The sequence below is a fragment of the Roseobacter sp. CCS2 genome, from assembly GCF_000169435.1.
GTDB lineage: Bacteria > Pseudomonadota > Alphaproteobacteria > Rhodobacterales > Rhodobacteraceae > Yoonia.
In genome coordinates this window covers 581,719-603,250 of the sequence record NZ_AAYB01000002.1, presented here as the reverse complement: position 1 = coordinate 603,250, position 21,532 = coordinate 581,719, and the positions used below count along the sequence as shown (strand labels likewise).

The window sequence follows — 21,532 nt, the reverse complement described above, 5'->3', positions numbered from 1 at the left end:
GAACTGCGCGTAATGTTGCAGCGCAAACTCAAACAATAGGCGGGGCTTTGTCACGCGATCTATATTTCGGACACGGGCCAGAAACAACGCCAGATATGGTACCCTACAGGCGGCGCTGAACGGCATATTCCTGCCAATGCCCGCCACCGGGGACGCGCGTAGCGCGGGGTTATGCTGACAGCGTTGAATCACAGCGGAATGTTGTCATGTTTTTTCCACGGGGTTTGCACTTGCTTCGTGCGCAGCGATGCAAAAGCCCGGCAGACCCGTTTGCGTGTGGCGTGCGGCATGATGACCTCATCAATGACACCTTTTTCGGCGGCGACAAAGGGGTTCGCAAAGCGGTCTTCATAATCCTGCGTGTGCTTGGCAAGCTTTTCAGGATCGTTCAGGTCAGCACGATGAATTATCTCGGTTGCGCCTTTGGCCCCCATCACCGCAATCTCTGACGTGGGCCAAGCATAGTTGAAATCGCCATTCAGGTGCTTGGATGACATCACCACGTAGGCACCGCCATAGGCCTTGCGGGTGATCACCGTAACCTTCGGAACCGTCGCTTCGCCATAGGCAAAAAGCAATTTTGCCCCGTGTTTGATCACGCCTGCATATTCTTGGCTGGTCCCCGGCAAAAAACCCGGCACATCAACAAGCGACAGGATCGGGATATCAAACGCATCACAGAAACGGACAAATCGCGCCGCTTTGCGGGATGCGTCAATGTCCAGACACCCGGCAAGCACCATCGGCTGGTTGGCGACAACGCCAACGCTCGAACCTTCAAGCCGAATAAATCCCGTCAGGATATTCTTGGCGAACTCTTCTTGGATTTCGTAAAAGTCGCCCTCATCCGCCAGCTTTGTGATCAACTCTTTCATGTCATACGGCATGTTAGGATTATCAGGTACCAGCGTATCAAGGCTGGCTTCCATGCGGTTCACATTATCAAAGAACGGACGGACAGGTGCCTTGTCGCGGTTGTGCAGCGGCAGGAAATCAACAAGGCGACGCACCTCTGCGATTGCCTCGACATCATTTTCAAAGGCCGCATCAGCAACCGAGGATTTCTTTGTGTGTGTCCCAGCGCCACCCAGTTCTTCTGCCGTCACTTGTTCGTTGGTCACTGTCTTGACTACATCAGGGCCCGTGACAAACATGTAAGAGCTGTCTTTGACCATAAAGATAAAGTCAGTCATCGCGGGCGAATACACCGCACCACCCGCCGTTGGCCCCATGATCAGACTGATCTGCGGAACCACGCCAGAGGCGGTAATATTGCGCTGAAACACCTCGCCGTAAGCGGCAAGGCTGGCGACACCTTCCTGAATGCGCGCGCCACCGGAATCGTTGATCCCAATGATCGGCGCGCCATTCTGCACGGCCATATCCATAATCTTGCAGATTTTCTGACCATGCGTTTCGGACACGGATCCACCCATTACGGTAAAGTCCTGACTGAACACATAAACCAAACGCCCGTTGATCGTTCCCCAGCCCGTAACAACCCCATCACCTGCGGGGCGGTCATTTTCCATGCCAAAGTCGGTGCAGCGGTGGGCGACGAACATATCAAACTCTTCGAAGGACCCGTCATCCAGCAACAGTTCAATCCGCTCGCGCGCGGTCAGCTTGCCTTTGCTGTGCTGTGCGGCGATGCGGTTTTCACCGCCACCCAAGCGGGCCGCTTGCCGCCGCGTTTCCAGTTCCTGCAATACGTCCATTGGATCGTTCCCCACCGTTTGATGATCTATCTTAACGCGCAGCACAGGATGGGAGAAGGGCGAATAGGCATATTTGCAAATATTTGAATTAGCATCGTTTCAATTTTGTAAACTTGCAAATAACGCAATGATGGACAAGATCCTGTCAGCGGAATACACCTGTGATATGACCACCCTACCCACGATCCGCTTTCTGGATCGCACCACACCACCACATATCCTGACCCTCGTGTTGATCACCGGTATGGCCGCGCTCAGCATGTCGATCTTCCTGCCGTCACTGTCGGCGATGACAACGTATTTTGATACAGAATACGCGATCATGCAGATTGCGCTGTCAGGGTATTTGGCGGCAACGGCAGTGTTGCAGGTTTTCATCGGCCCTATTTCTGATCGCTATGGCCGCCGCGTAATGGTGCTGGGCTCGCTTATGGTTTTTGTCGTCGCCTCGATTGGGGCTCTTTTTGCGACCACGGTTGAAGTGTTCCTTTTCTTTCGCATCATGCAAGCTGCCGTTGCGACATCCATGGCGCTTGGCCGGGCAATTGTACGCGACATCGTGCCCCAGAATGAAGCCGCATCCATGATTGGCTACGTCACTATGGGCATGGCGCTGGTGCCGATGGTCGGCCCGATGATTGGTGGCGGGTTAGAGCAAGCCTTTGGCTGGCAAGCGACCTTTGTGTTTCTTTCGATCGCAGGGCTTGCAACGCTTGCGCTGGTTTATGCCGATCTGGGTGAGACAGTGAAAGGTGAAGGCACCAAATTTCGTGACCAGCTTAAGACATACCCCGAGCTTTTCCGCTCACCACGTTTTTGGGGCTATGTATTATGCGCGGCTTTCGGCTCTGGTGCTTTCTTTGCCCTTCTGGGCGGTACGTCTTTTGTCGCCAGTGATATCTTTGGGCTGTCGCCACTGTGGAGCGGCATCGCCCTGGGCGCGCCCGCTATTGGATATGCGTTGGGTAACTTTTTCTCCGGGCGCTTTTCGATCAGTGTTGGCATCAACCGCATGGCGATAATCGGCACGCTGATCACTATTTTTGGCCTCGGGCTGTCTGCGATCCTGACGCTATCTGGTGTCAATCATCCGCTGAACTTCTTTGGGTTTTGCACCTTCCTGGGGCTTGGCAACGGGGTGATGCTGCCCAATGTCATGGCAGGCTCTATCTCTGTGCGTCCGCATTTGGCCGGGACAGCCAGCGGATTGGCCGGTGCAATCATGATCGGTGGCGGTGCCGCACTATCGCAATTTGCAGGCAGTATTCTGACGATTGAAACCGGGACGATGCCTTTGCAACTGATCATGCTGGGCACCTCGGTTTTGGCGCTTTTATCTGTACTTTTCGTGGTCTGGCGGGAAAAGCGGATCGCTTGACGCCTTCTTTGCAGCAGCTAATGTGACACAGCAAATCTGCAAAGGTGGGATATGGCGGTTCAGAAACTTTATGCTGGCGCAAAGCTGCGCGAGTTACGCGGGCGGCTGGAGCTGACGCAAAAGGCGTTTGCTGAAAGGCTGGGCGTATCGCTGCCTTACCTTAACCAGATGGAAAACAATAACCGGCCTGTGTCGACAGCGGTGGTGTTGGGGCTTGCGCAGGAATTCGGGTTTGATGTGACCGAACTGCAGTCAGGTGATGAAGCCCGGCTTGTGGGTGACATGCGCGAAGCGCTTGCCGATCCGGTATTCATTGGCCCAGCCCCTGCCCTTGCCGATATGCGGCTTGCCGCAGCCAATGCGCCCGCCCTTGCACGTGCTTTTCTGGATCTGCACGCGGCCTACCGCCAAACCCATGAACGGCTGGCGTCATTGGACGAGGCATTGGGCCGCGAAGACGCACGCTTGCAGCCCAGCCCTTGGGAAGAGGTGCGCGACTTTTTTCACTATTGCGACAACTATATTGATGCGGTGGACCGCGCGGCCGAACGTTTTGCCAGCCGCACCAGTCCGGGTGAGGCGATGGCCGATGCCGCTGTGCGGATGTTGGACAGTCATGGCATCAAAACAGTGTTTCGCGATGCCACGGATCTGCGCCACTACGATGCAGAAACCAAAACCCTGACGATTTCGCAGTTTGCCAGTGGCGCGACCCAGACATTCCAGCTTCTGTTGCAATTGGCGCTTATCGCCCAGGAACCGCTGCTAGAGGCGACGCTGGACCTTGCGCGCTTTCAATCCGATGAAGCGCGCAGCATCGCAAAAGTGGGGCTTGCCAACTATTTCGCTGGTGCCGCGCTAATGCCTTATGCGGCTTTTCTGTCCGCGGCACAGGCCACCCGCCATGATCTTGAAATTCTATCTGCGCGCTTTGGTGCATCGCTGGAACAGGTCGCGCATCGCTTGTCGACATTGCAAAGGCCCGGCGCAAAAGGCATTCCTTTCTTCTTTGTCCGTGTTGATCAGGCAGGCACGATCACAAAACGCCATTCTGCCACAACCCTTCAATTCGCACGCTATGGCGGGGCATGCCCATTGTGGAATGTGCATCAGGCCTTCGAATTGCCGGGGCAATTCCTGCGCCAATTGGCCGAAACACCCGATGGCGCGCGGTACTTCTGTCTGGCGCGTGACGTGAGTAAATCAGGCGGCGCGTTCAATGTGCCCACCCGCCGCTATGCGATTGGGTTGGGCTGCGAGGTGAAACACGCCCCTGCCCTGGTTTACGCAGATCATATGGATTTGGGTGCGGCAGAGGCCTATGCGCCAATCGGCATTTCCTGTCGGATTTGCGAACGGCGCAACTGCCACCAGCGATCAGTGCCACCGCTTGAACGGCAGCTGCGGGTTGATCCTGATCGCCGGGGCATCTTGCCCTATCAGTTGGATTAGGCCCGCAACGCTGCCGCGATCTGATCTTTCAACACCATGCGTTGTTTACGCATTTCACCCATATGCAGATCATCGGTCGGCTCTACATCGGTTTCGGCGCGGTGAATGGCCCGGTTGATGACGTGGTATTCATCATAAAGCTTGGCGAAATGGGCATCGTTTTCCTTCAGCGTATGCATCGCATCGACTTGGTCGGGGAATTCTTCAATAAGCTCATGCGGGGTATGCGACATTAAGATGCTCCTTTGGGTGTTGTTCAACGGCAGCTTAGCGTCATTACAAGATGGTCACTTTGATCGGGATCAAATGCGCGCGCTATCGCCGGGCTGCGCGCCATCCAGCCGCTTCGGCCGCTGCGCGCGAACAGAACCAGCGTTCGCCGTTGGCCGGGTTAATCCGGGTACGGCCATAGTGTTCCTGTCCCGGCACATGATAGATACGTCCACCGGATGAGATATTGCCTTTGATCGCACAGCTTTGGTTCGGTGCGGGATCATCGGCAACCCGTGCAGCGCGATAATCGGATGGCATCTGAACCTCGACGGCCCAAAGCCCGCGCGCAGCGATAGCGGCGGATTTTTCATCCAGATCGTACGTTTCGGAGTATCGGCGGAACGCCCACGCCATCCCCGAATAGACAATCAACTGGCCCATATCTTGACCGTCAACGCTGCATTGCGCCACAACCCGACCGTACCGATCTGTGTCGCGGTATTGGCAGCGGGCATAGGTGCCTTCGAAACGATTGCGCACCGCATCGCGCGTCCAAGCCCCGCAATCCCATTCGCGCCCATCTGCCCGGCAAGGCTGCCCCATTTCCGGTGCGTCGATACCAAACAAGCGCACGCGCGTGCCGCCAACATCAATGGTGTCCGCATCAATCACGCGAACCGTATCATTTGGCGCGGCCAACAAAGGCGTGCCAAGAAGAACAATCAAAAGTGAAAGTATGCGAACCATACTTTGAATTAGGGGGGTACGGTCCGCAGCGACAAGCCAATTCGTTAAGAAAGGTTAAAAATGTGTTAACGTGGTGACAGCCGTTTATCTTTGCTTCGTTTCCCATTCAGGGTGTATCCACGGCTGATCGTTTGATGGTGGCAGTGGATTACGTTGCAGAATGTGATCCGCCGCTTTTTCACCAACCATGATGGATGGCCCGTTGGTATTGCCATTGGTGACACGCGGAAAGATTGAACTGTCAGCGACGCGCAGCCCCTTCACCCCGATGACGCGGGTTTCGGGGTCGACAACCGCCATTGGATCGCCCGGATCACCCATCTTGCAGGTGCCGCAGGGGTGATAAGCGCTTTCTGCATGGTCGCGGATGATCGCATCAAGATCGGCGTCGCTTTGCGCTGCCTCACCGGGTTGGATTTCGCGACCGCGGAAGTCATCGAAGGCAGGTTGCGCGAAAATCTCGCGGGTCAGGCGGATACAGGTGCGGAAATCTTCCCAGTCTTGCGGGTGTGACATGTAGTTGAACGCGATTTTCGGGTGGTCATCGGGATCGGCAGAACGAAGCGTAACCTGCCCGCGTGACTGGGACCGCATCGGGCCGACATGTGCTTGATAGCCGTGGCCATCGGGGATGATCTTGCCATCATAGCTGACTGCGATGGGCAGGAAATGGTATTGGATGTCGGGGTATTTAATGCCTGCGCGTGAACGGATGAAGCCCGCACTTTCAAATTGGTTGGAACTGCCAAGGCCGGTTTTCCATAGCAACCACTCCAGCCCGATCTTCGCTTTGCCCCGAATGTTCCAATACGAGAAAAGCGAGACCGGTTTGGTGGCGGACTGCTGGATATAAAGCTCTAGGTGGTCTTGCAGGTTTTGACCCACACCGGGGCGGTCTGCAACGACGTTGATCCCATGGTGTTGCAGGTGCGCAGCCGGACCGATGCCCGACAGCATGAGCAGCTTGGGCGAATTCAACGATGAGGCTGCAACGATGACTTCCTCGTTCGCGGTGATAAACTCAATCTTGCTACCACGGCTGACCTCAACCCCGGTGGCATGCCCATCTTCAATAACAATTCTACGCGCGAAGGCGCGGGTGATGTTGCAGTTAGGGCGCTTGAGCGCAGGGCGCAAATAGGCCGTCGCCGCAGACCAGCGTATTCCTTTGTAGATGGTTGCGTCAAAGGGGCCAAACCCCTCTTGTTGTTCACCGTTGTAATCGTCGGTGACCGGGTAGCCTGCCTGCCGCCCTGCTTCGACAAAAGCGCGGGTCAGGGGGTTCTTTCGCGGGCCGCGTGTGACGTGCAGTGGTCCGTCTGTGCCGCGCCAATCGGGGTTGCCGCCGTGGCCACCGTCGTGCCAATGTTCCATCCGTTTGAAGTAGGGTAACACGTCCGCGTAGGACCAGCCACGCGCGCCGCTTTCTGCCCAATAATCATAGTCGCAGGCGTGGCCGCGCACATAGATCATACCGTTGATCGAGGATGATCCACCGATAACCTTGCCGCGCGGCGTGACGAGTTGACGTCCGCCTAAATGCGGTTCCGGTTCTGATTTCATGCCCCAATCGTAGCGTTTCATGTTCATCGGGTAGGACAGTGCAGCAGGCATTTGGATGAATGGACCAGCGTCTGTACCACCATGTTCGATCACAAGCACTTGTTTGCCCGCTTCCGCAAGCCGGTAGGCGATAGCACAACCCGCAGAGCCTGCGCCGATGATGACATAGTCAGCTTGCATATTCGTATTCAGCCTTTGGGTTTGTGAACCTCACCGCAGCCTTGGGCGGGAGTTTTTAGTCAAGATGATCAGCGTTATTCGCCGCGCGGGAAGCGTTGGTTTTCTTCAAGAACATTCAGGTCCATGTGGTTGCGCATGTATCGCTCGGACGCTTTTTGCAGCGGCTGATAATCCCATGGGAAATAGCTGCCGTTGCGTAGCGCCTCGTAGACCACCCAGCGGCAGGCTTGCGATTGACGCACGGCGGCGTCGAATTGGGCAAGGTCCCAGCGTGCTTCGGATTTGGCGCGCAATTGGGTGAGCGTGCCTTGGTGGGCGGGTTCAGCGGCAAGGTTTGTCAATTCGTGCGGATCTGCCTCCAGATCAAAAAGTTGATCAGGGTCAAGCGTGCAGCGGGTGTATTTCCATTTGCCGTAACGCAGGGACACCAGTGGCGCATAACTGCCTTCGGCTGCGTATTCCATTGCAACTGGCGTGTCGCGGGTGCCGCCTTGGCCCAAGTGCACGAGGCTTTCGCCAGTTGTCCAAGGTTCGACTTCGGATATATCAATCCCTGCCAGATCACACAGTGTCGGGGCCACGTCGATGTTGCTGACCGGGGTGGTATTCAAACCCGGTTCCATCTGATCACTGGCGATCATCAGGGGCACGCGTACGGATCCTTCATAGAACGACATTTTGAACCACAGCCCGCGTTCGCCCAGCATATCGCCGTGGTCTGACACAAACAGGATTGTGGCCTCTTGCCGCGTGTCTTCGAGCGTTTGCAGCACGTCACCGATTTTATCGTCGATGTAGGAGATATTTGCGAAATAGGCCCGGCGCGCGCGTTTGATGTGATCTTCGGTGATGTTGAAATTATCGCGGTCATTGGCGTCGAGGATGCGTTGAGAATGCGCGTCTTGGTCATCGTAAGGGATTGGGCCGACCTCTGGCAGCAGATGGTCGCAATCCGCGTAGATGTCCCAGTATTTCTTACGCGCCACGTAGGGATCATGCGGGTGTGTGAAGCTAACCGTCAGACACCAAGGCCGATCATCATGACCGCGCGAGAGGTCATAAAGCTTACGGGTCGCGTGATAGCAAACCTCATCGTCATACTCCATTTGGTTGGTGATCTCGGCCACCCCTGCCCCGGTCACAGACCCCATATTGTGATACCACCAATCGATCCGTTCGCCCGGTTTGCGATAGTCCGGCGTCCAGCCGAAATCCGGGGGATAGACGTCTGTGGTCAAACGTTCCTCAAACCCGTGCATCTGGTCAGGGCCGACAAAGTGCATCTTACCTGAAAGGCAGGTCTGGTAGCCCGCGCGCCGCAGATGGTGGGCATAGGTTGGGATGGATGAGGCGAATTCAGCGGCGTTGTCGTAGACGCCCGTGCGCGATGGCAGCAGCCCGGACATAAATGATGCACGCCCCGGCGCGCACAAAGGTGATGCAGTATAAGCGTTGGCGAAACGTGTGGACCTGGCGGCAAGCCTTCTGAGGTTTGGCGCATGTAGCCAATCCGCAGGCCCGTCGGGGAACAGCGTGCCGTTCAACTGGTCAACCATGATGATCAGGATGTTTGGCTTGCTCATTGGGTCCGCCCTTCGAGTTCGATATGAAGTAAGCCCAGCGCCTGCCTTGTGGCGTCTGATTGTTCCGTATTGGCCCGCGACAGACCTTGGCGCAGGTAAAGCCCGTCGATCAACCCGGCAATTCGGGAGGCCGCACCATCAGCGCGTGCGCCAATTAAAGGGCGCAGGTCATGCAACAGATTGCTGTGCAACCGGCGCTGGTAGATGCCCAGCAGATCATGCGCAGGTGCAGATGTCTGGGCCAGCACATAGAAGTTGAGCCAAGCGGCAATCACCTCTGGCTGAAAATTCGACGACGCGAATCCCGCCCGGATGATCGCTTCTAACCGTGCCTTGTGGCCTGTGGCCCCACGCAGTGCGCCACGCACCTCACCGGCATAAAGCGCCAGAGTGTGCCGCATAGCCGCGAGGAAAATCTGTTCCTTGCCGCCAAAGTAATGATGCGCCAGCGCCGAGGACATACCCGCACGTTTGGCAATATTACTGACCGTTACATCCAAATTGCCGACCGCCCCGATTTCATCAATCGCGGCTTTCACTAACGCGGCGCGGCGGATAGGCTCCATTCCAAGCTTGGGCATGATCTTCCTCATTCAGGGGCAGCCCGAGCAGATAAATCGTTCTTTATTGACCCGTCAATCAAGAAAAATCTGGGAGAAAGAAATGAAACTGAAATCAACGCTATCGGTCCTGGCTGTTTGTGCCGCAGTTCCTGCCTTTGCCGACTGTGATCTGGTCCGCTTTTCTGACGTCGGCTGGACAGACATTACAGCCACAACCGCCACCACATCCATCGTGCTGGAAGCACTGGGATACGAGACCACAACAGATATCCTTTCTGTGCCGATCACATATGCATCCATGGCACAGGGCGATATCGATGTGTTTTTGGGCAATTGGATGCCCACAATGGAAGGTGATATTGCCAGCTACCGCGAAGCGGGCACTGTGGACACCGTGCGCACCAATCTTGAAGGCGCGAAATATACGCTGGCGACAAACGCCGCCGGAGTTGCCGCTGGGATCACGGATTTTGCATCAATCGCAACGGCCATGGATGCGCTTGATGGCAAAATCTATGGCATTGAGGCCGGCAATGACGGCAACCGCCTGATCCAAGATATGATTGATGCCGATGCTTTTGGCCTGAACGGGTTCGAGGTTGTTGAAAGTTCCGAACAAGGCATGCTGGCACAAGTTGAGCGGTCAGATGACCGCGATGAGGCAATTGTGTTCTTAGGCTGGGAACCGCACCCTATGAATGCCAATTTCGACATGACGTATTTGCCGGGTGGTGACGATTATTTCGGTCCAGACCTTGGTGGTGCGACGGTGGCCACCAACACGCGCGCGGGTTACGTGGATGAATGCCCCAACACAGGCAAACTGCTGCAAAACCTTGAATTCTCGCTTGCGATGGAAAACGAAATCATGGGCGCGATCCTGAATGATGATATGGACCCCGATGATGCAGCAAAAGCATGGCTCGCCGCAAATCCCGACGCATGGGCCGCTTGGCTTGACGGTGTGACGACCAAAGATGGCGGTGATGCCGTTGCAGCCGTTACTGCCGCACTCGCAAACTAAACACGAAAAGAGGAGCGCGTTTCGCGCTCCTCTTTTTTTGGACGATAGGGACAGTCATGAGCTGGCTAACAGACAATAAAATACCGGTCGGCGACTGGTCCGAGAACGCGGTTGATTGGCTTAAGGAAAATGGCCGACCGGCCTTTGACGCCGTCAGCGACGGGCTGGATTTCATGATCGACGGGATTGTATGGATCTTGCAAACCCCGCCCGAAGCAGTGGTCATCGCGGCCTTTATCTTGCTCACATGGGTCTTGCAGCGGTCCTGGAAAGTATGTCTGCTTGTGTTCGCTTGTCTGCTGTTTGTTCTTAATCAGGGCTATTGGGACGAAACAACGGATAGCTTGGCGCTGGTGCTGTCATCCTGCGTGGTGTGTATGGGACTTGGCGTGCCGATTGGTATCTTTTTGGCCCACCGCCCGCGGGCATATCAAGCGGTCAGTCCTGTCCTTGACCTGATGCAAACTTTGCCTGCCTTTGTTTACCTGATCCCGGCCATTGTCTTTTTTGGGCTTGGCATGGTGCCCGGTCTTTTCGCGACCGTCATCTTTGTACTGCCAGCGCCAATCCGGTTGACATATCTGGGTGTGTCCAACACGCCGACATCATTGCTGGAAGCCGCCGAAGCCTTTGGGGCCACGCCCGCGCAGCGGTTGTGGAAAGTCGAACTGCCCTATGCCGTTCCGCAGATCATGGCGGGCCTGAACCAGGTCATTATGCTGTCATTGTCGATGGTCGTTATCTCGGCCTATGTGGGTGCCAACGGGTTGGGCAAACCGGTCGTGCAGGCGCTTGGGCGTAACGACCCGGGGCTGGGCTTTGAATCTGGTTTGGTCATTGTGGCCGTCGCCATCATGCTTGACCGGATGTTGCGGGTGAAATCAAAATGAATGCCGTTGAATTTGATAATGTCTCGATTGTGTTTGGGGCCAAGCCGGAAACTGCACTTCCCCTGATGGACGAAGGGCTGGAACGCCCTGAAATCCGCGACAAGACCGATCAGATTCTAGGCGTGCACAACTGTTCGCTTAACGTTGAGATGGGTGAAATTCTGGTGCTGATGGGCTTGTCGGGTTCCGGTAAGTCCACCCTGTTGCGCGCCGTTAATGGCCTGAACCCGGTGATCCGCGGCGAGGTGCGCATCCACGATGGCGATTGGAGCTGTAGCGTCGGCAAAAGCTCAGCCAATGATCTGCGCCGGGTGCGTCGCGAATGCGTGTCGATGGTGTTCCAGCAATTTGGCCTGCTGCCGTGGCGTACAGTGCGCGATAATGTCGGCTTGGGTTTGGAACTGGGCGGCATGGAAAAGGCCGCACGGATCAAACGGGTCGATCAGGAATTGGAAATGGTGGGTCTTGCCGACCGCGCCGATGCGCTGGTCGGTGAACTGTCTGGCGGCATGCAACAACGTGTCGGTCTGGCCCGTGCCTTTGCGACTGACGCGCCGATCCTGCTAATGGACGAACCCTTCTCGGCGCTGGATCCACTGATCCGCACCCGCTTGCAGGACGAACTTCTCGAATTGCAAAAAGAACGCGGGCGCACAATCATCTTTGTCAGCCATGATCTGGACGAAGCCTTCAAAATCGGCAATCGCATCGCGATCATGGAGGGCGGTCGGATTGTCCAATGCGGCACACCGCGTGATATTTTCACCAATCCTGCCAATGAATATGTGGCGGAATTTGTGGCGCATATGAACCCGCTTGGCGTACTGACCGCCCGCGATGTGATGACGGATGGGCCCGCTGAGGGCCCTGTCATAGACATCGAAACACCCGTGCAAGAGATTATGAACCAGATTAACGGCGCGACCTTGCAGGTCCATGAGAACGGTCAACCAGTCGGTATTATCACGCAAGGCTCGATCCTCGCGCGTCTTGCCCCTTCTCATGTTTGAAAATACCTCCGCCGGAGGCATAAAAGTTCTAACCTAAACTTTCGTTGCAGGTGCGGCTGGCGTTACATTGCGCCGCGCTACGGCCTCGCGCCACGTGATAAAACTGACCGACGCCATAATCACCGCGCCGCCGAATATAACCCATCCATCGACGGCTTCACCGAACACGATTGCGCCCAAAAGCACCGCCCAGACCAGCTGTAAGAACGTCACCGGCTGCGTGACAGTTAATGGGGCGGCGGCAAAGGCCAAGGTCATGGAATAATGTCCGGCTGTCGCAAAACAGGCCACCAGAAACAACCATCCCAACTGCGGCAAGGTTGGTGTCACCCACACCGCCCACGCGAAAGGGGCCAAGCCGACCGTTACAGTGATCGACAGCATCCCAACAACGACCGGGGCGGACACTTCGCCAGAAAGCTGTTTCGCGATCAGATAGCCTGCGGCGAAACACACGGCCGTGCCAAGCATCGCGATATGCCCCAGCTCTACCTCTTTCACGCCCGGTCGCAGGATAATCATCGCGCCGATCAGCGCTATGATCACCGCCGCCAAGCGGCGCGGCGGCAGGCGTTCACCCAAGAACAAAGCCGCACCGAGCGAAACATAGACTGGCGAAAGGTAGTTCATCGCCGTCACCTCAGCGATCGGAATGCGCGCCATGGCAAAGAACCACAAGATCACCGCAAGCGTGTGAACCAACCCGCGCGCCCAAAAGAGTTTCTTTTGTCGCCCCGTCAGATGCGCGGCCAAGATCGGTTTGATCATTGGTATCAGAAACACCAATCCCAACACGTAGCGCAGGAACGCCGCCTGCGCCGCGGGTACATCATCACCTACATGTTTGACCACGGCGGTCACGGCCACAAACATCAAACCTGTGAAAAGCATCCAAAGAATGCCAACAATCGGCCGGGAGTGTGATTGTGCTTTCATGCGCCATCCGTCGCACCAAGCCCGCCCAAGTGCAAGCGCGCAAAAACCGCTGGATGAATAGGCCGACACCCCGTAACAACGCTGACATGAAGATACTCTTTCTTGGCGATGTCATGGGCCGCGCGGGGCGTGCTGCGATTACCACCCACCTGCCCCGTCTGCGCGAGGCGTGGAAGCTTGATTTTGTCGTGGTGAACGGCGAAAATGCGACATCAGGGATGGGCCTGTCAGGTGATCACGCAAATATCTTGCTTGATGCAGGTGCTGATGTTGTCACCCTTGGCGATCATGCTTTTGATCAAAAGGACATGCTGACCTTTATCGAGAAAGAACAGCGTATTATCCGTCCGATAAACTATTCCAAGGCAGCACCCGGCGTTGGTGCGCGGGTCTTCAATGCCCCCGGCGGGCGCAAGGTGCTGGTGGCACAGGTCTTGGGCCAAGTCTTTATGAAGCGCCCTTTCGACGATCCATTCTCTGCCCTTGATGCGGTTTTACGCCAATATCCAATGGGTGGTCAGGTTGCGGCCAGCTTAATCGACATCCATTGCGAGGCGACCTCCGAAAAAATGGCCACTGGCCATTTCTGCGATGGCCGGGCGAGCATTGTCGTTGGCACGCACACCCATGTGCCCACCGGTGACGCGATAATCCTGTCCAGTGGCACCGCCTACATGACCGATGCCGGTATGTGCGGCGACTATAATTCTGTCATTGGCATGGAAAAAACTGAACCTATGCGCCGGTTTATCACTGGCATGCCCAAATCTCGCTTCACGCCAGCGACGGATGAAGCCACGCTGTCGGGTCTTTACGTTGAGACAGACAATCTGACCGGCAAGGCGATCAAAGTTGCGATGGTCCGCCAAGGCGGGCGCTTGTCGCAAACGGGGCCTGCATGAGTGCGGAACGGATGCGGCTGACAGGGTTCCTGTTGCTGCTCGGGTGCGGTTGGGGGCTGACGCAACCGCTGATCAAGATCACGGTAAGCGCAGGCTATCAGCCCTTTGGCATTATCTTTTGGCAAATGCTGATTGGTGCTGTGCTGCTTGGCGTGATGCGTTGGCGCCAGATGCGGCGCATGCCGTTCACTATAAAAACCCTTGCTGTCTGGCTGATGGTCGCAACCATCGGCACGCTGATTCCTGGTGCAACCAGTTTTCGGGCCGCATTTCATCTGCCGTCGGGCATCATGTCTATTGTCATCGCGACCATCCCGATGATGGCTTTTCCGATTGCATTGGCACTGGGCAATGACCGGTTTTCGTTTCGCCGTTTGGGTGGTCTTTGCCTTGGTCTGATCGGCGTTGGCTTGATTGCCCTGCCAGAGGCCAGCCTACCAGAACGGGCCATGATCGCATTTCTGCCTTTGGCGCTGATCGCCCCTTTTTGCTATGCCTGTGAAGGAAATATCGTGGCGCGCTGGGGTACGGCAGGGCTTGATCCGTTTCAGGTGCTTTTTGGTGCTTCCGCCATCGGAACGCTTTTTGCACTTCCCTTGGCTGTTGGATCGGGACAATTCTTTCTGCCGCAACGGCCTTTTATTCTGGCCGATTTTACCATGCTGCTTAGCTCCATCATTCATGTATTGGTCTACGCAGGCTATGTTTGGTTGATCGCGCGGGCAGGTTCGGTTTTTGCAGGCCAAGTCAGCTACATCGTCACCGGGTCGGGCGTATTTTGGGCCATGTTGCTGTTGGGCGAAACCTACAGCCTTTGGATTTGGGCGGCACTGGCATGCATGGCCGTAGGTCTTAGCCTTGTCCAACCACGGGTTGCTGATCCGCAGCCGCTGAGCGACACTCGCGCATATGGATAGTTTTCTTTCCCTGACCCAAACGCAAAGCGCCATCATGACCATGGCGGTTGTGGTGGGCATGTTCCTGATGTTCCTACGCGAGGTCTATCCGACCGAGGTGGTCGCGATGATCGGTGTGTCAATCTTGCTGGCCACGGGTGTGTTGCCATATGAGGCAGCGGTTATGGCACTTGCCAACCCTGCCCCGTGGACGATTGCGGCGATGTTTATCATTGTGGGCGCTTTGGTGCGCACCGGCGCGCTGAATGCAATGACGCAAATCGCAGAACGACAGGCCAAAGTCAGCCCGGCGCGGGCCATCGGTGGCGGGCTGGTCTTTGTGGCCTTTGCCAGCGCGATTATGAACAACACGCCGTTGGTTGTCGTGATGATCCCGGTGTTTGTGCAATTGGCGCGTACTTTGGGCACATCGGCCTCCAAACTGCTGATCCCACTCAGCTATGCCGCGATTGTTGGCGGTACGATGACGCTGCTTGGCACCTCGACCAACCTGCTGGTGGATGGGGTTGCCCGATCATCAGGATTAGAGCCTTTTGGGATTTTAGAGATTTTCCCGATTGGCGTTGTCGTGGTCTTGTGGACATTTACCTACCTGTATTTTATGGCCCCGCGCCTGCTGCCAGACCGGCAAAGTATGGCGACGATGTTGTCAGACCGGTCCAAGAAGAAGTTTTTTTCCGAAGCTGTCGTACCACCCGAAAGCAACCTGATTGGGCGCGAAGTGACCAGCGTGCAGCTGTTCAAGCGCGACGGTGTGCGCCTGATTGATGTGATACGCGGGGATACATCGCTGCGGCGCAACCTCAAGGACGTGGTGTTGCAGGTTGGCGACCGGGTTATCCTGCGCACGGAAATGACCGAGCTTTTGTCGTTGCAGGCTAATAAGGAACTGCGCCGGGTTGACCAGCTTTCAGCGGTTGAAACCACCACCGTTGAGGTGTTGATCACACCCAATTGCAAGATGGTCAGCCGCCGTCTGGGGTCCATGCGGTTGCGGCGGCGCTATGCGGTCTATCCGTTGGCACTGCACCGGCGGGATGCAAATATCAGCGCACAGATTGATGATATCACGGTGCGCGTTGGCGACACGCTGTTGTTGGAGGGTGCGCCAGAAGATATTCAGCGGTTGGCTGAGGATATGAACCTTGGTGATGTGTCAGAGGCGTCTCAGCGCGCATATCGCCGCGGACATGCGCCTGTGGCGATAGGCGTTTTGCTGGGCGTTGTGACGCTTGCGGCGCTGGGTGTGGCACCCATCCTGATGCTGGCAATGATTGGCGTAACGATTGTGTTGATGACCGGCTGCATTGACGCGGATGAGGCGTTTTCTTATGTGGACGGCCGTTTGCTCGCGCTGATCTTTGCGATGCTTGGTGTGGGGTCTGCCTTGCAATCATCCGGCGCTGTCGGGATCATTGCGGATACGCTGTCGCCTGTCATGCTGGTACTGCCGCCGTTCTTTATCGTGCTGGCAGTGTATCTGTTGTCCAGCATCCTAACGGAACTGGTATCCAACAATGCTGTTGCTGTGGTCATGACCCCGATCGCGATTGGTTTGGCCAGCGCCCTTGGTGTCGATCCGCGCCCTTTGGTCGTGGCGGTCATGATTGCGGCCAGTGCAAGTTTTGCGACGCCGATTGGCTATCAAACCAATACGCTGGTCTATGGTCCTGGTGGTTATCGGTTCTCGGATTTCTTGAAGTTTGGCATTCCGCTAAATCTGTCACTTGCCCCTGTTGTTTCCTTCGTGATCCCCTTTATCTGGCCGCTTTAGCGCGGGGTTGCGGGTGCTGGGCCGCTTGCCGTATAGAGACGCAGATTAAAGCTATAAAAGACGAGGTTTTCCAATGGCTGGCCACTCCAAATGGGCAAATATTCAGCACCGCAAGGGGCGACAGGATAAACTGCGTTCCAAGCTGTTTTCCAAGCTGGCCAAGGAAATTACAGTGGCCGCCAAAATGGGCGATCCGGATCCCGATAAGAACCCACGTTTGCGTCTGGCTGTGAAAGAGGCCAAGTCGAGCTCTGTCCCTAAGGATGTGATCGACCGCGCGATCAAGAAATCACAGGGTGGCGACGCGGAAAATTATGATGAAATCCGCTATGAAGGCTATGGTCCGAACGGTGTGGCTGTGATCGTGGAGGCGATGACGGATAACCGCAATCGGACCGCATCGACCGTGCGCTCTACCTTCTCAAAAAATGGCGGCAATCTGGGCGAAACCGGTTCTGTCGGCTTCATGTTCGACCGCAAGGGCGAAGTGGTTTACCCGGCCGATGTAGCTGATGCCGACACGGTCATGATGGCCGCAATTGAAGCCGGTGCTGAGGATGTGCAAAGCGATGACGACAATCACGTGATCTATTGCGCGGACACCGATCTGAACGAGGTTTCGACGGCGCTTGAGGCGGAATTAGGCGAGTCGGAATCGACCAAGCTGATCTGGAAACCCAATATGACAACCGAATTGGATGTCGAAGGGCTGACCAAGCTGATGAAGCTTCTGGATACGCTGGAAGAGGATGACGACGTGCAGCGTGTAACGTCGAATTTTGAAGCCTCTGATGCGGTGATGGCAGCGTTTGCGGAAGAGTAGCATATGGGGGCGCTGCCCCCGGCCTGCGGCCTCCCCCGAGGTATTTTTGAACATGAGAAGATGATTACGGTGTGATGATACCGTTTTCGGTCACGATCAGGTCAATGGGTTGGTCGGTGGGTGCAAGCGGCAGATTTTCGTCTTCTTGGGCCTGATATGCAAATCCGATGGCCATCGTGGGCTGCACCGCGCGCAATTTTTCGAGCGTTCTGTCGTAGAAACCACCGCCATACCCCAACCGCCCGCCGTTGCGATCAAAGGCAACCAAAGGCACAATCACGATTTGCGGGGTCATCCAGTCGCCTATTTCAGGGATCATCGCGCCGAACTCACCCTTTATCAGCGCGCAATCAGGCTCCCATCTGCGAAACCTGAGCGGCTGCCCTGCCCCGATAATCACCGGTACGCCAACTGGGCCATGCGCTGCCGCCTCTTCCATTGCAGGGGTCGGATTGATTTCGGTCCGCATCGCCATGTAGCCTGCCAACGGCACGCCGCGATGACCAGCCAGCACTTCGCTCAGATAACCTGCGGTCGCCGCATATGGGCGATGGGCTGCTTTGCGTCGCGCGAACGCAGCGGTACGCGCGGCAGATTTATCCATTTACAAAAGCCATATGGCTGCCAACCCCAGGAAGGCGAAAAAGCCCACCACATCGGTCACTGTTGTCACAAAAGCACCTGACGCAAGGGCCGGGTCGACGCCCATTCTTTCAAGGATGACGGGGATCACCGTTCCAGCAAGGCCAGCAACCACCATATTGATCACCATCGCCACCGCGATCACCGCGCCCAGCATCGGTGACCCGAACCAGACCACGCCCACGACACCCATGACGACGGCAAAGATCAAACCATTGATCAAGCCCACCAATACCTCGCGTTTGATTACCCGCCAGACGTTCGCGGTTGTCAGATCACGCGTGGCCAAGGCGCGCACGGCGACGGTCAATGATTGCGTTCCTGCGTTACCACCCATCGAGGCCACGATGGGCATCAACACCGCAAGGGCGACCAGCCCAGCAATGGTTTCTTCAAAGAGGGAAATCACCATTGATGCAAAGATAGCTGTCACAAGGTTCACTGCCAGCCACGGAAAGCGGCGTTTCGTGGTGGCGATCACCCTGTCAGAAAGGCTGCCCTCACCGACACCGGCGAGCCGCAGAATGTCTTCTTCGGCTTCTTCTTCGAGGAATGCCATCGCATCATCGATCGTAATAACACCGACAATCCGGTCGTCGTCATCCACCACCGGGGCTGTGATCATGTGATAGTGATTGATCGCTTGCGCCACTTCTTCGACGTCCTGGGCGACGTGGAAGGTGCGGAACGTATCTTCGGTCAGATCCCGTAGTGGCGTTTCTCGCGGGTGGCTTAGGATACGGCCAAGCGTGACATAGCCTGTCGCCTTAAGCCGCGGATCGACCAGAATGATATGATAAAACTGCTCTGGCAGCACCACGTCAGAGCGCAGATAATCAATCGCTTCGCCCACCGTCCAATGTTCTGGCGCGCGCACTAGTTCGGACTGCATATGGCGGCCGGCAGATTCTTCGGGGTATGTCAGCGCCTGTTCAACAACAACCCGGTCGCTGGCATCAAGCGCGCCAAGAACGGCCTCTTGTTGTGCATCATCAAGGTATTCGACAAGGTCGACAACATCGTCGCTTTCCAGATCGCGCACCGCATCGGCCAGTTCCGACGGGGCAAGCTGTTCGATAACCTCTTCGCGCAACTCTTCATCGAGTTCTGAAAGAATCTCACCTTCCAGCCCACCAGGCCAGGTGATCAGCAGCGCGCGCCTGTCACGGGCATCGACCTGTTCCAGCAAATGCGCCACATCCGCAGGGTGCATCGGGTCAAGCGCTTCGCTAAGGAAGGCTCCATCACCACGCCCGACAGCGTTAAGCACATCACTGACCAGACGGTCGGTGATGCCAAATGCGCCGTCTTCGCTGGTTTCAGGTTCGGCCATATCTTTTCCTCAAGGTTGCAGTCACCATAATCGTTCAGAGCGGTGGCACAACGCGGATTTCTGCGATTTACCCTATTGTTGCAGACACATATGCTGAAGTTATGACAAAGCACTTACTTCTTGGGCAAACCCTTGGGTTTTCTGGCAATCCCCTGCTGGGGGATTTGGCGGATTCTGTAGATTTTGACAGCGCCGGTGGCGTGCTGGTCGAGGATGATCGGATTATCGCGACGGGAAATGGCGCCATATTGCGCGCAGATCACCCCGATGCAGACATCACCGACTATGGCGATGCTTTGATCAGCGCGGGGTTTGTGGACGCGCATATGCATTATCCCCAAACCGGAATTATCGCCAGCTGGGGCAAGCAGCTGATTGATTGGCTCAATACCTATACGTTTCCAGAAGAAGCGCGTTTCAGTGACCGCGCCTATGCTGATGAGGTGGCCGGCCGTACACTCGACCTGGCACTCGCCCATGGCACCACAACGCTGACCAGCTTTTGCACGATCCACCCTCAAAGCGTGGACGCATTTTTCGAAGCCGCAGCGGCCCGCAATATGGCCGTGATTGCTGGCAAGACCTGCATGGACCGTAATGCGCCCGATAACCTGCGCGATACCGCCCAAACAGCCTATGATGACAGTAAGGCCTTGCTTGAAAAGTGGCATGGCGTTGGCCGGGCCAACTATGCGATCACACCGCGCTTTTCGCCGACATCAACGCCAGATCAACTTGCTGCGCTTGGCGCGTTGTGGGCGGAGTACCCAGATTGTTTGATGCAGACGCATCTGAGTGAACAGCTTCCTGAAATTGCTTGGGTTAAAGAGCTGTTTCCGCAAGCACGCGATTACCTTGATACTTATGAGATGTTCGGCCTGCTGGGAAAGCGCGGCCTTTATGGGCATGCTGTTCACCTGCAAGACCGCGAAGTCGCACGACTGGCCGAGGTGGGTGCCGCGGTGGTGCATTGCCCGACCTCGAATACGTTTATCGGATCTGGGCTATTTGATTTGATGGGGCTGGCTAAAGCATCGCTGACCGTTGGCTTGGCCACGGACACCGGCGGGGGGTCTTCCTTTTCGATGCTACGCACGATGGCCGCCGCTTATGAAATCGGACAACTGCGAGGCCAAGCTTTGCATCCGGCACAGCTGATGTGGCTTGCAACAGAAGGGTCGGCAGCAGCTTTGAAAATGTCAGGCCAGATCGGTCATCTGGGCAAGGGTGCCGTCGCGGATATGACTGTGATTGATCTGCAATCGACACCTGCGATCGAACAACGTAGTGCCCACACCCACGATATTTGGGACGCGGTCTTTCCCACCATCATGATGGGCGATGATCGGGCTATCAAAGATGTCTGGATCGCTGGCAAGCCGCAGCGCGTTTAGCACTGCGCCGAAAGTTTCAGCACCCAAATGTTGCCAGACCGCCCCAGCCCATACTGTGTATAGCTGCGACCTAACATGTTGCGACGGTGCCCTGCGGAATTTTCCCACGTTTCAAACACGGCCCGTTCGGTGCGCTGGCCTGTTGCGATGTTTTCAGCACCAGAACGCATCGCGCATCCGCCTGACCTTGCGCGCGCTCTGAAGTTATCGCCGTTTGGTCCACCAACAGAGGTGTGCGAGAAATAACCGCGGCGCGCCATATCGTTGGCGTGTGCTTGGGCCGCGCGGGTCAGTGCCGCATTGGGTTGAAGCGGACCAAGGCCCTGACTGGCGCGAAAAACGTTAATATCGCCGGTAAAGCCTGTCGCCACGCCCGTCGGGGCGGATGACACCTGCGCCGGCGTCGGCTGAGACGTGGGTGAGACGGTGCATGCGGCCAACATCGTCAGGATGCAAAGGGTGAGCAGTCGTTTCATAGCCAGTGGTCTTT

General features: G+C 56.3%; 20 protein-coding genes. 10 read left to right on the top strand and 10 right to left on the bottom strand.

Annotation, left to right across the window (positions count from 1 at the left end):
* Window positions 1-188: 188 nt before the first annotated feature.
* Window positions 189-1,718, bottom strand: coding sequence for an acyl-CoA carboxylase subunit beta (locus RCCS2_RS09670; RefSeq protein WP_037293837.1), 1,530 nt, complete (start codon window positions 1,716-1,718; stop codon window positions 189-191).
* A 166-nt stretch (window positions 1,719-1,884) separates the two neighbouring features.
* On the opposite strand from RCCS2_RS09670, the gene RCCS2_RS09665 reads away from it, so the two are divergent.
* Both RCCS2_RS09665 and RCCS2_RS09660 read left to right on the top strand, forming a co-directional pair.
* Window positions 1,885-3,096 (top strand): multidrug effflux MFS transporter, encoded by a 1,212-nt coding sequence (locus RCCS2_RS09665; RefSeq protein ID WP_037294008.1) that lies wholly within the window; start codon window positions 1,885-1,887, stop codon window positions 3,094-3,096.
* A gap of 51 nt (window positions 3,097-3,147) precedes the next feature.
* Complete coding sequence (locus RCCS2_RS09660; protein ID WP_008233729.1) at window positions 3,148-4,548, top strand: helix-turn-helix domain-containing protein; 1,401 nt, start codon at window positions 3,148-3,150, stop codon at window positions 4,546-4,548.
* Here RCCS2_RS09660 and RCCS2_RS09655 read toward each other — a convergent pair.
* From RCCS2_RS09655 to betI, 5 genes are all read right to left on the bottom strand, one after another.
* On the bottom strand, window positions 4,545-4,781 hold the full coding sequence (locus RCCS2_RS09655) for a YdcH family protein (protein ID WP_008233728.1): 237 nt from the start codon (window positions 4,779-4,781) through the stop codon (window positions 4,545-4,547). The two genes, RCCS2_RS09660 and RCCS2_RS09655, sit on opposite strands and share 4 nt — an antisense overlap.
* An 82-nt stretch (window positions 4,782-4,863) precedes the next feature.
* Window positions 4,864-5,508 (bottom strand): thermonuclease family protein, encoded by a 645-nt coding sequence (locus RCCS2_RS09650; RefSeq protein ID WP_008233727.1) that lies wholly within the window; start codon window positions 5,506-5,508, stop codon window positions 4,864-4,866.
* A gap of 84 nt (window positions 5,509-5,592) precedes the next feature.
* Window positions 5,593-7,251, bottom strand: a complete 1,659-nt coding sequence (betA, locus tag RCCS2_RS09645; protein ID WP_008233724.1) for a choline dehydrogenase — start codon at window positions 7,249-7,251, stop codon at window positions 5,593-5,595.
* A 74-nt stretch (window positions 7,252-7,325) separates the two neighbouring features.
* Complete coding sequence (gene betC / locus RCCS2_RS09640; RefSeq protein WP_008233722.1) at window positions 7,326-8,834, bottom strand: choline-sulfatase; 1,509 nt, start codon at window positions 8,832-8,834, stop codon at window positions 7,326-7,328.
* On the bottom strand, window positions 8,831-9,415 hold the full coding sequence (betI, locus tag RCCS2_RS09635; protein WP_050770802.1) for a choline-binding transcriptional repressor BetI: 585 nt from the start codon (window positions 9,413-9,415) through the stop codon (window positions 8,831-8,833). Before betI ends, betC begins: the two co-directional genes overlap by 4 nt.
* 82 nt (window positions 9,416-9,497) lie before the next feature.
* Here betI and choX point away from each other — a divergent pair, with 82 nt between their 5' ends.
* From choX to choV, 3 genes are read left to right on the top strand one after another with little or no spacing between them, the layout of a single operon-like run.
* Complete coding sequence (gene choX / locus RCCS2_RS09630; protein ID WP_008233719.1) at window positions 9,498-10,421, top strand: choline ABC transporter substrate-binding protein; 924 nt, start codon at window positions 9,498-9,500, stop codon at window positions 10,419-10,421.
* 56 nt (window positions 10,422-10,477) lie between these two features.
* A complete protein-coding gene (choW, locus tag RCCS2_RS09625; protein ID WP_008233718.1) occupies window positions 10,478-11,311 on the top strand; it encodes a choline ABC transporter permease subunit in 834 nt (277 codons plus the stop codon).
* Entirely contained in the window at window positions 11,308-12,321 is a 1,014-nt protein-coding gene (gene choV, locus RCCS2_RS09620; protein WP_008233717.1) for a choline ABC transporter ATP-binding protein, read from the top strand. The genes choW and choV overlap by 4 nt, the downstream gene beginning before the upstream one ends.
* Window positions 12,322-12,354: 33 nt before the next feature.
* Here choV and RCCS2_RS09615 read toward each other — a convergent pair whose 3' ends face one another.
* Window positions 12,355-13,257, bottom strand: a complete 903-nt coding sequence (locus RCCS2_RS09615; protein ID WP_008233716.1) for a DMT family transporter — start codon at window positions 13,255-13,257, stop codon at window positions 12,355-12,357.
* An 86-nt stretch (window positions 13,258-13,343) separates the two neighbouring features.
* On the opposite strand from RCCS2_RS09615, the gene RCCS2_RS09610 reads away from it, so the two are divergent.
* The 4 genes from RCCS2_RS09610 to RCCS2_RS09595 all read left to right on the top strand — a co-directional run bounded on the left by RCCS2_RS09610 (window position 13,344) and on the right by RCCS2_RS09595 (window position 17,673).
* Entirely contained in the window at window positions 13,344-14,159 is an 816-nt protein-coding gene (locus tag RCCS2_RS09610; RefSeq protein ID WP_008233715.1) for a TIGR00282 family metallophosphoesterase, read from the top strand.
* Entirely contained in the window at window positions 14,156-15,076 is a 921-nt protein-coding gene (locus RCCS2_RS09605) for a DMT family transporter (protein ID WP_008233714.1), read from the top strand. Before RCCS2_RS09610 ends, RCCS2_RS09605 begins: the two co-directional genes overlap by 4 nt.
* Window positions 15,069-16,850, top strand: a complete 1,782-nt coding sequence (locus RCCS2_RS09600) for an SLC13 family permease (RefSeq protein WP_008233713.1) — start codon at window positions 15,069-15,071, stop codon at window positions 16,848-16,850. Before RCCS2_RS09605 ends, RCCS2_RS09600 begins: the two co-directional genes overlap by 8 nt.
* 73 nt (window positions 16,851-16,923) lie before the next feature.
* Window positions 16,924-17,673, top strand: a complete 750-nt coding sequence (locus RCCS2_RS09595) for a YebC/PmpR family DNA-binding transcriptional regulator (protein ID WP_008233708.1) — start codon at window positions 16,924-16,926, stop codon at window positions 17,671-17,673.
* A gap of 64 nt (window positions 17,674-17,737) precedes the next feature.
* Here the strand turns inward: RCCS2_RS09595 and RCCS2_RS09590 are convergent, their stop codons facing one another.
* Window positions 17,738-18,277: a 5-formyltetrahydrofolate cyclo-ligase gene (locus RCCS2_RS09590; protein ID WP_008233703.1), complete on the bottom strand. Its 540-nt coding sequence runs from the start codon at window positions 18,275-18,277 to the stop codon at window positions 17,738-17,740.
* The gene (gene mgtE / locus RCCS2_RS09585; RefSeq protein WP_008233702.1) at window positions 18,278-19,648 is read right to left on the bottom strand and encodes a magnesium transporter; all 1,371 of its coding nucleotides are present in this window, start codon (window positions 19,646-19,648) and stop codon (window positions 18,278-18,280) included.
* A gap of 101 nt (window positions 19,649-19,749) precedes the next feature.
* Here mgtE and guaD point away from each other — a divergent pair, with 101 nt between their 5' ends.
* Complete coding sequence (gene guaD / locus RCCS2_RS09580; RefSeq protein WP_008233700.1) at window positions 19,750-21,042, top strand: guanine deaminase; 1,293 nt, start codon at window positions 19,750-19,752, stop codon at window positions 21,040-21,042.
* Here the strand turns inward: guaD and RCCS2_RS09575 are convergent.
* Window positions 21,039-21,518, bottom strand: coding sequence for a CAP domain-containing protein (locus RCCS2_RS09575; protein ID WP_008233699.1), 480 nt, complete (start codon window positions 21,516-21,518; stop codon window positions 21,039-21,041). The two genes, guaD and RCCS2_RS09575, sit on opposite strands and share 4 nt — an antisense overlap.
* Between the last annotated feature and the right edge of the window lie 14 nt (window positions 21,519-21,532).